The organism is Nostoc sp. (assembly GCF_036917375.1).
Taxonomy (GTDB): Bacteria; Cyanobacteriota; Cyanobacteriia; order Cyanobacteriales; family Nostocaceae; genus Nostoc.
This window is the reverse complement of sequence record NZ_JBALDN010000106.1, coordinates 24,833-35,216: the sequence shown is the minus strand read 5'-3', so window position 1 is coordinate 35,216 and position 10,384 is coordinate 24,833. Positions and strand designations below refer to the sequence as shown.

The window sequence follows — 10,384 nt, the reverse complement described above, 5'->3', positions numbered from 1 at the left end:
TAATGAAAAATCTTTGAGATGCTCCACACGCTGATTTTCATTCTTGGGACAATGCTTACTTTACAAGATTTTCAGCCTTAACTGAACCGTATTGAACCATAAATAGGTGGATGCGCTTGTCCACCAAGTACAGCATCATATTCTTTAGGTTGATTCTGATTCTCTGCCATTGCATTTTTACCAGTCTACTATTAGTAGTATTCCCATATTTTTTAAACGAACCGTCAAGAGCGCCAAGGGAAGATTATTTGAGTTTAGCGATCGCTCCCCTCTCAACTAACATTTTCCCCGTCAATAAATCCTTTACCGTCACTACTAATACCCGTTGTTCATTGACTTCAAATTGTGCCTGTATTCGGTCTATTCCTGTTTGTCCAGGTGGTTCGATATGAGCGACACATACTTGTTGATGATGAGTTTCCAAAGAGCGATAACTATCTTGTTTGACTAATTGGCTGCTCGTCATCCTTCCTTGAGTATCGTAATAAACTTCCGCTTGGGAAACCTCTGCTACTTCCCCAATATCGAGGCGAATTTCTCGCTGTCCCTCTGTGGCGACTTGCAGAGTTAAAGCTTCAGAACGCGCCCCTGGATATTTTGCCCCTTTTTCAATTAAAGTTAAATAAGAATAACTTTTGCTGTGGGGTTCCCAAAGACGAATCGCATAACTGTGGCGCAGGTAATCATCAACTGCTGCCATTTCACTTAAAGCTAATGCGCCATGTGCGACTGCTTCAAAAGGTTTGTCTAACTTTACCTTTTGTCGTCCAAAATAGGAAATTACCAGTTGTTGCACGGCGGGAATTTGACAAGTACCACCTACTAATAAAACCTGTTCAATTGTAGATTTGCTGATACCTTTAGCAAGTGCGATCGCTAATACTTCATCTATCGCCTGTCTTAGCTGTTCTAATAATTGTTGATTTTCTAAAATTTCGCCTAATTCGTCCCGATGCAATTGTAATTCATGGGACATAAAATTTTCGTCATCAAACCAACTTTCTTTCGCCTCATCTGTTGTTGAAAGTTGAATTTTTACCCTTTCTGCTACTTCCAGCAGATTCATAAAGCCGATTTCTCCAACTTCAGCACGGGAGGAACCGATTTTTTGCAGGTAATGTTCGACAATCCATGTATCAATATCTACGCCGCCAATAAAAGCATCAGATTTAGCGATAACTTCCGCACGCACTACTTGCTGTTCAGATTCAGCGCTGACAGTTCGTACTAAACTTAAATCTAGAGTACCGCCGCCAAAATCAACCACCAAAACCACAGCACCAGGATGCTTGACAGCATAACCAAGGGCTGCTGCGGTAGATTCATCAACAATTTGCACTGCGGGAATATTTAACTTGTCGCCCAAATTGCGGAACCAGTCAAGATATCGCTCAAATGCACCGACGGGAACTGTGAAAATAACGCTACTGGGTTGTAATTGCTGTTCAACCTGTTGCCAAATTTCCTTAAGAAACAGTTCCGAAACCACCTCAGCACTGTAACTATTACCATCCAACTGTCGCGGAGGTGGGACAAAATCTGCTGCCAAATCGCGTTTGAAAGCTCTAAAACAGCGTTCCGGCTGGGCAAACCCCAAGCGTTTGGCGCGTACAGATTCACCAAAAGAAATGCGATCGCGCCCTTCCACAAATACTAAACTGGGTACAACGCTAACTTGCTCCGCCCCGATTTCAAAGCGGCGCGACATCGAATCAAATCTCAATGTCCGTGGTTTTTGCGTAATCAAATCAGTAGTACAAACAACAGTATTGCTTGTACCAAAATCAATTATTACTGTAGTCATTTGTTATTAGTCATTAGTCATTAGGCACTTGTACTGAGCGACTTGCCTTGAGCGGAGTCGAAAGGAGCCGAAGTATTGGGCATTGGGCATGGGGCATTGGGCATGGAGAATTGGGTAATAATTAATAGTTCTTCTTCCCCTGCTCCCCCTGCCTCCCCTGCCTCCCCTGCCTCCTCATCCCCCTCACCTCCCCCCTCCCGGTAAAGTGCGACTAACTTTCGCAGGGACAAGAATTCTTCCTTGATGCTGATAACCGACAAATCGGATGTAAACTAACTCATCTTCAGTAATATCAGCAGTGTCTGGTTGATGAATTTGCGGATTGTAAGGTACTTGTTCCCAAGGTTTGCCTATCTGTTCGTAACCCCATTTATAGAGGAGATTATCTAAAGAGGTAAACATCGAAAGCAGATTTTTCGCAGGCAATTCTGGTTTAACGCGCACCATCTGATGGATGCTGGGATAGTTTGTTAACAATGTCTGCAATTGCTCAAATGTCGAAGAACGTATTTCGTCTGTCAGTTCAAGACGCTGCTGCTGCAATTCCTCATGCAGTCGCAAGCCTTCCTGATGCAGTGCTGTTTTCTCCGAAAGAAGCTGGTGTAACTTTTGCTCTAAATCTAAGTAATTTTGACGCGTTGCTTTTAATTCAGCCTCTAGCAATTCAATTTGCGATAGCGCCAATTCTAACTTCTTAGTTTCCAAGTCTGCTTTGGCAGCGATCGCAGCACTAATTGCTGGGATAATCAAAAGTAACGCTAAAAATCCTATTGCTATAACTAAAACACTTTCTAGAGAAAACATCCCCATTCCTTGGATGTCTAACAGGTTATCTGCAATCATCTACCTCCCTCCTATTTTTGCTTGAGGGACTGTTGTTCTGTTCCTGTCAGATTGTCGTCTCCCTCATAATATTCAGGAAGCAGTTCTTGAGTTTCTACCTCTCCCAAAGCGTTTTCTATTTCAGATGTTGTGCTTGTACAAGCTGCACCAGAAGCACCAATGACTGTTTCGGTAATTTTACCATCTTTGCCAATGCGATATTCAACTTTCTGATACTCTGCCATAAGTATAGTTTTTTGATTTTTTCAGGGTGTTAGAAATGCCACAATCATCTCTATGTTCTACTAAATTTCCGTCAACGGCAATTATTCATTAATGTATGCGTATTACCCATTTTTGGGAATTCTAATAAAGAATCAGAAGGGAAAGCACCATGACAGACAACCAAAATAAACCCAGAGATTATGATGCAGTGTTGGGAGGACAATCTCCACTTCCTGTGGATGGAGTAGTTTTAGGAGGAATTGAGGGAGTTAAACGTTGTTTATCAAATCCTGTTACTCAAGTGCGGATTGCTGCACTTAGCGAAGCCTTGAAATATGGCGATGCTGGGTTGGATGTTTTGATTCAAGGATTGCAAGATAAATCGAGGTTGGTGCAGCGTTTTGCTTATCGACTATTAAAGCCAAGAGTAGAAGCGCAAGTTATACAAGCATTGCAAATATATAAACCTTGGGACTTGGAAGAAAGAATTGATAAGTATTATGTGTATAAAGCTACTCAATTTGCTAATCGGCAAGTTGTAGATTTCAATCCAAACATAAGTATTATAAAACCCGTTAACAAGGCTTACTCCTTTAGATGCGGTGATTATGAATATTATGATTATGACGAAAATTTACCAAGTCAACTTGGTAGACTTGTGCAAGAAACTAATGAAGAAAATTTACCGAGTCAACTTAGTAGACTTCTGCAAGAACCTAATGCCGACAAATTAGAAGCTTTAGTTTTCGGGTTGTGGGCGCAACCTTATGAAAGCGATTCAAGTAGTATTGTCCAAGCTTTAGTTGATGCTAAACAACGTTTAACTAATCTCAAAGCTGTTTTTATCGGTAATATTGCTCCTGATGAATGCGAAATTTCTTGGATTCAACAAAGTGATACAAGTCCGATTTTACAAGCATATCCCAAACTCGAAATTTTGCAAGTTCGTGGAGGGGATGGTTTACAATTTAGTCCGCCGATACGACACGATCGCCTCAAAGCATTAATTGTGGAAACTGGAGGATTAAGTCGAGATACTGTTGCCCAAATTTGTCAGATGAATCTGCGGGCATTGGAACATTTAGAATTATGGTTTGGTAGTGAAGATTACGGTGGAAACTGTTGGATTGAAGATATACATCCGATTCTTTTTGAAGAAAAGTTTCCCAACTTAACTTATTTAGGATTACGCAATAGCCAATTTACCGATGAAATAGTCAGCGTTATTGTAAGTTCTCCAGTTATTGACTATATCAGCGTACTTGACCTTTCAATGGGAACCCTGAGTGATGCTGGCGCAGAAGAATTGCTAAATTGTTCGGCTATAAATAATCTTGATATTCTCAATATTTCAGAAAACTTCTTATCTCAGGCAATGATTGAAAAATTTTCTGAGTTGGATGTGCGTGTTTTGGCAAATAATCAGAAAAAAGAAGATAACGTTAGCTATATTCATAGTCGCTATTGTTCTGTTTCCGAGTAATTTATAGATAGATGGATTATGTCTAGTTTTAAATATGAAAAATTTCGAGGAGAAGCTCTCTTAGAAAAGGTTGAAACTTTATTACATCTGCCTCATAGTGAGCGAACGAAAGAATGTGGTTATTATAATATAATTCAAAGTAATGGACGACAAAAAATACAACTGAATACTGCGGAATTTTATGATGCTATTTTAGCAGCGAGAAAAGAGCGATCGCTGCTTTCTCACAATCAACCCCAAGAATTTGATGCTATCTTAGGCGGTAATACTCCATCTCCTATGACAAGTGCAGTATTAGGAGGGTTTGAAGGAGTTCAAAATCGTCTGAAAAGTGCGATTACAGAAACACGAGTTGCAGCAATTTATCAAGCATTAAATTACGGAACCCCAGGTTTAGATTTAGTAATTGCTGGTTTACAGGATTCCTCTGGACAGGTGCGAAGTCATGCCTATAAATTATTGCAGAACAGGTCAGATTTAAAAACAAAGCACGCATTGTCAAACTTTGATAGATTGCAGTTGTTTACTAAATTACAAGATTGGCATGATAAATTCAACCCTAAATTAGGTATGAGGAATTCATCTGAAAATACCTGTGTTTTACAAAATATTGAACAGGTTGAATCATTAATACAATCTCCAAAAATTAACAAGATAAAAGTATTAATATCTCAACTTACTTCTGCACAATTTGGTTATGATAAGAAATTTAAGTATATTGTTGATGTTTTGTTTGATATTCATGAATATTTAAGCGAGTTAAAGGCTGTATGGGTTGACAATAATATCTCACAAAGTCCTGTTGGTGATATTACCGCTATTCTAAAAGCTTACCCTCATCTAGAATTCCTAGAAATCCGTAATGGTTATCATTTAGAACTTAGCCCGATAAGACATGACCATCTTAAAACATTGATTGTTGATGGATATTTTAATAGTGGAATATTGCAGCAGATATATAAACTAGAATTACCTGCTTTAGAATATCTTGATTTAGGTTTCTTCAAAAGCCCTAACAATAATCTACCCAATGCTACTGAAGTAGCACCTATGTTTTCAGGTAACTTTTTTCCTAATTTAAAATACTTAGGATTCCGAGGAGGTAGAAATTATAACAAAATTGCTACTGCACTTACACGTTCAGCCTTAGTTCATCGCTTAATTGGACTTGATTTGTCAGATGGAAATTTAGGCGATAAAGGAGCAGAAGTTTTATTGAATTCTTCGGCTATAAATCGCTTACAAATTCTAAATGTAAGTCAGAATTGTTTAACTAAAGATATGGTTCAAAAGTTATCTAAACTTAAGTGCAAAGTAAATGCTAAGTCACAAAAATATTACCATCGTTATTCTCCAACTTGGGAATAACATGAGTTAAATTAATTGCAGATTCTCAGTTTAGCGATCGCTATTACTCAGTCTGGGAATAAAATAATACAAGATTATCTAAGATGAACAACAATCCAAATCAACCCAGAGAATTTGACGCTGTACTTGGTGGAGAAGTACCACCACCAGTTAGCGGTGTAGTATTAGGAGGAATTGAAGGCGTAAAAAATCGGTTGAAAAGCCCTGAAGCTAGAGAAAGAGCATCTGCATTGATTGATGCTTTACGATATCAAGAAGAAGGCTTTGAATTAGTAATTGAAGCATTGAAAGACTCTTCAGATAAAGTGCAGATGTTTGCTGCTCGTCTCCTACGAAATAAAGGTGGAGAAAAGGGTAAAGAAGCTTTATTGAGACATAATCCTCAGCAATGTTTTACTATGCTAGAAGATTGGCAATTTGAAACTTTTTATCCAAATATTGGAATCACTTCTGCAATTAGTACAGCTTACAATGTTAACCTCTATCGTGAGGAGCCAAATCCTCGTGGAGAATTTCGTGTAGTTGAAGATTTTAATCTAGATGATCTTCAAGTATTCCTCAATGATATCCAAGTCAGTGAAGTTGAAGCTTTAGCTTGTTGGATGCCTGATAAAATTTACTTAGAAATATATCACCAAGAGTGTCTGACACTCATAAATATGCTTTGTAAAGCTAGTCAAAGGTTAACAAATTTAAAAGCTTTATTCATTGGCGATCGCCGTCAACATGAATATAAAAAATCACGTATTTATTTAAGTGATATTATTTCTATTTTAGAGAATTTTCCCAAATTAGAAGTGCTGAAAATACACGGAAACCCTCATAATAATCTCTTTTCAAAAAAAATCTACCATCCATCTTTAAAAACTTTAATCTTAGAAACAGCAGATAACTATGCTCGCGCATTAGCACAAGTATGTACTCTGGAATTGCCATCACTCGAATATCTGGAATTATGGGGAGGACGCTGTAGATACTCACATTTTGATTTTTTTGAGACACTATTTTCAGGTGAATTACTTCCTAATTTATCTTATCTTGGTCTACCAAGCTTTGAAAATACTGACGTGCTTGTAGAAGCTTTAGTACAATCTCCAATTATTGAACGTCTAGCAATGCTTGATATATCGATGGGAACTTTAACGGATAAGGGTGCAGAAAATTTGCTAAATTGTCCAAGTGTAAATCGGCTTCATACACTCAATATTTCTAAAAACTGTATATCACCACAGATAATTCAACAATTGTCTCAACTTGATTGTCGATTAATTGCAAATTCGCAGGAAGAAAACTATCGTCGAGGAGAAGCAGGTTCACGTTATTGGGCATTACACGAATAAAGAATATATTAGATAATGCTAAATTTCATCCTCATCGCCAACCCCGAAAACCGCCGTGTCGGTTTCCTCCAAGAAGCGATCGCCCATTTCAACTTACCACCAGCTACCGTAGTAGATTACGCCGACTTAATAGCAGGAAAACAAACCCTGGAACAATTCAATACACCCAATACTATTATCCGCTTTGACTCTCCAGAAAAAAACTTTGATGTCGATAAAGCCATCATCGCAGAAGGGAGTAGGGAAATTTTTTCTACTTCCAGTCATCAACATATCAGTGCAGAAGCCGCGACAAAATTAGAATTTGACAAAGGACTCATCCTCTATCCGCGACAGTGGTATTTAGGCTGGCGGTATCTGTTGCAAAAATGGGAAACACAACTTACTCCCCTCATCGCTTGCGGGGAGGCGTACTTCATGAACCATCCCCAAGACATCGCTGTGATGTTTGACAAACCAGCTTGTCACGAAAGATTCAGCCGTCATAATATCCCCGTTCCGCGATCGCTAGGTAAAATTCACAACTACGATAATTTACGCGAACAAATGCAAATGCAGGGAATAGAACGAGTATTCGTCAAACTTTCCCACGGTTCCGCCGCTTCTGGAGTCGTTGCTTACCGCGCAAATTCGCGTTTTGAATCAGCCATAACTACTGTGGAACGAGTGCGAGAAAATGGGCAAACTCTGCTTTACAACTCCCGGAAAATTAGGCACTACACTTACCGCGAAGAAATCGCCGATATCATCAACATCTTGACAGCAGAAGGCGTACAAGTTGAAGAATGGCTACCCAAAGCACATTTGCAAGAATGCGGTTTTGATGTGCGTGTGGTGGTTATTAATGGCGAAGCACAGCATATCGTTGTTCGCCTTGGTAAAAGTCCGATGACAAATTTGCATTTGGGGAATGAACGGGGAAATACTGAGGAATTTTTAGCAAAAGTTGGTGTAGAAAATTGGGAGATCATGAAGCGAACTTGCGAACAAGCAGCAGCGTTATTTCCTAATAGTTTATACTGCGGAGTTGATTTACTGATTTTACCCGATTGGAAAACTCATGCAATTTTAGAGATTAATGCTTTTGGTGATTTATTACCGGGTATTTTGTGGAATGGGATGGATACTTACACAAGTGAAGTTAAAGCGATTTTGGCAAGATAAATGTAGGCTGCGACTATAAATTAGGATTAACCAAAATGAACAACAATTCAAATCAACCGGGAGAATTTGACGCAGTACTTGGTGGAGAAGTGCCACCTCCTGTTAGCGGTGTAGTATTAGGAGGAATTGAAGGAGTTAAAAATCGGTTGAAAAGTTCGATTTTTGAAGTGCAAATTGCTGCACTTTCTGAAGCGTTGAATTACGGAGATGCGGGTTTAAATTTAGTGATTGAAGCGTTGAAAAATTCTTCACCCCAGGTAAAGCGTATCGTGGCAATGTTCTTAAAAGAAAGGGGAGGAGAAAAGGGAAAGCAAGCATTATTGGCTGTTAACCCTTGGTTATTTTTTACAAAAATAGATGATTACAATTTTGAAGAATTTAAACCTAATGTTGGGATTACATCTTGGTTTAATACTGTTTATGCAGTGAATTTTAAAGGTTTAAATTTGCTATTAAAAGATTTAAAAATAAATAAAATTGAAGCTTTAATTTGCGAAATATGGGGTTATTACAATAACTACGATACATATTTTTTTAGTTTTATAAATACGATTTTTGATAATTATAAATTATTACATAACCTTAAAGCTTTATTTATAGGAGATAGTGAAAACCATCCATTTATGAGTTCTCACTTAGAATTAGGCGATGTTACACCTATATTAACAGCTTTTCCTAAATTGGAAGTACTACAAGTAAGAGGTGGTTGGGGTTTACATATAAAACCTATAAAACACGAATATTTAAAAACTTTAATTGTTGAAACAGGTTTAATGTTTATCGACTCTGATACTGTTAAGCAAATTTGTCAGCTTGATTTACCAGCACTGGAATATCTTGAATTATGGCTTGGCGGTTGTCAAAGATATGGATCGGATATTGGAACAAAACTTTTATTACCCATTATCTCAGGAGAGTTATTCCCAAATTTGAAATATTTGGGGCTAAGAAGTAGCGATTATTCTGACAATATTGCTATGTGCTTAACAGAATTACCAACAATTATCGACCGTCTTGCAATACTTGACCTTTCGATGGGAACTTTGACTGATGAAGGTGCTAAAGCTTTACTGAATTTTCCCTCTATTAATCAGCTTCATACCCTTGATGTTTCAAGGAATTATCTCTCTACAAATATGATTGAAGAATTATCTCAACTAGATTGTCAAGTAATTACAAATCCACAGGCTAAGGACGAAAACGAGGAATCTGAATTTAGCAATCGCTATATCTGTTTATATGAATAAATAATACATTAGATAAAGTAGTTTTTAATTTTTGATGGTGCGTTACGCTAATGCGATAACACACCCTACTGGCGTGACTATAAATAGAGCATAATTTTTATTGCCATGTTCAATATGAATCAAATTGTCGGAACTCATGACATCTTATTTATTACCTTAGACACATTACGTTACGACGTAGCTAAAAACCTACTTGCACAAGAATGCACTCCAAACTTAGCAAAAGTACTCCCTAACACAGGTTGGGAAGAACGCCATTCACCCGGAAACTTTACCTATGCTTCTCATCATGCGTTTTTCGCAGGCTTTTTACCCACACCTGTAACGCCTGGAATTCACCCCCGTCTTTTTGCTTTGGGATTTGAAGGAAGTACCTCGACAACTGATACAACTTGTGTGTTAGATAGCTCAAATATTGTTAATGGATTAGCTGCTAAAGGATATCATACAGTTTGCATTGGTGGAGTTGGTTTTTTCAACAAACGCAACCCTTTAGGTAATGTAATTCCCTCAATGTTTGCTGAAAGTTATTGGAGTCCAGAATTAGGTGTTACTAACCCCGAATCTACAGAAAATCAGGTAAATCTTGCACGAAAAATTTTAGAAAAAACGTCGAATAATCAACGTATATTTTTATTTATAAATATTTCGGCTTTGCATCAACCAAATTATTTCTATCTTCCCGATGCCAAAGATAAAATCGATACTATTGAATCTCACGCCGCAGCTTTGGAATATGTCGATCGCCAATTAGCTAAACTCTGGAATATTATACGACAAAGGCATTCTACTTTTTGCATTCTTTGTTCCGACCACGGGACAACTTATGGTGAAGATGGTTACACTGGACATCGACTCAGCCATCCTGTGGTTTGGACTGTTCCCTATGCAGAGTTTGTTTTATGAAAACTCACGCACAAGCGCAGAGTTA

Annotated in this window: 9 protein-coding genes; 6 read left to right on the top strand and 3 right to left on the bottom strand. The window is 38.1% G+C overall.

Annotated elements, in window-relative coordinates:
* Positions 1-244: 244 nt before the first annotated feature.
* The 3 genes from V7K45_RS29695 to V7K45_RS29685 form a co-directional block, all read right to left on the bottom strand.
* Positions 245-1,804: an Hsp70 family protein gene (locus V7K45_RS29695; protein WP_335009071.1), complete on the bottom strand. Its 1,560-nt coding sequence runs from the start codon at positions 1,802-1,804 to the stop codon at positions 245-247.
* 183 nt (positions 1,805-1,987) lie between these two features.
* Positions 1,988-2,647, bottom strand: a complete 660-nt coding sequence (locus tag V7K45_RS29690; protein WP_335009069.1) for a hypothetical protein — start codon at positions 2,645-2,647, stop codon at positions 1,988-1,990.
* An 11-nt stretch (positions 2,648-2,658) separates the two neighbouring features.
* Positions 2,659-2,871: a DUF2997 domain-containing protein gene (locus V7K45_RS29685; RefSeq protein WP_335009067.1), complete on the bottom strand. Its 213-nt coding sequence runs from the start codon at positions 2,869-2,871 to the stop codon at positions 2,659-2,661.
* A 149-nt stretch (positions 2,872-3,020) separates the two neighbouring features.
* Here V7K45_RS29685 and V7K45_RS29680 point away from each other — a divergent pair, with 149 nt between their 5' ends.
* The 6 genes from V7K45_RS29680 (at position 3,021) to V7K45_RS29655 (ending at position 10,359) form a co-directional block, all read left to right on the top strand.
* Positions 3,021-4,334: an STM4015 family protein gene (locus tag V7K45_RS29680; protein WP_335009065.1), complete on the top strand. Its 1,314-nt coding sequence runs from the start codon at positions 3,021-3,023 to the stop codon at positions 4,332-4,334.
* Positions 4,335-4,352: 18 nt separating this feature from the next.
* Positions 4,353-5,702, top strand: coding sequence for a hypothetical protein (locus tag V7K45_RS29675; protein ID WP_335009063.1), 1,350 nt, complete (start codon positions 4,353-4,355; stop codon positions 5,700-5,702).
* Positions 5,703-5,785: 83 nt separating this feature from the next.
* Positions 5,786-7,042 carry a HEAT repeat domain-containing protein gene (locus tag V7K45_RS29670; protein ID WP_335009061.1) on the top strand — a complete coding sequence of 419 codons (1,257 nt, stop codon included), beginning with the start codon at positions 5,786-5,788 and terminating at the stop codon, positions 7,040-7,042.
* Between the two features lie 15 nt (positions 7,043-7,057).
* Positions 7,058-8,206 carry an STM4014 family protein gene (locus V7K45_RS29665; protein ID WP_335009059.1) on the top strand — a complete coding sequence of 383 codons (1,149 nt, stop codon included), beginning with the start codon at positions 7,058-7,060 and terminating at the stop codon, positions 8,204-8,206.
* Positions 8,207-8,241: 35 nt separating this feature from the next.
* Positions 8,242-9,453: a HEAT repeat domain-containing protein gene (locus V7K45_RS29660; RefSeq protein WP_335009057.1), complete on the top strand. Its 1,212-nt coding sequence runs from the start codon at positions 8,242-8,244 to the stop codon at positions 9,451-9,453.
* 114 nt (positions 9,454-9,567) lie between these two features.
* On the top strand, positions 9,568-10,359 hold the full coding sequence (locus V7K45_RS29655; protein ID WP_335009055.1) for an STM4013/SEN3800 family hydrolase: 792 nt from the start codon (positions 9,568-9,570) through the stop codon (positions 10,357-10,359).
* The last annotated feature ends 25 nt before the right edge of the window (positions 10,360-10,384 follow it).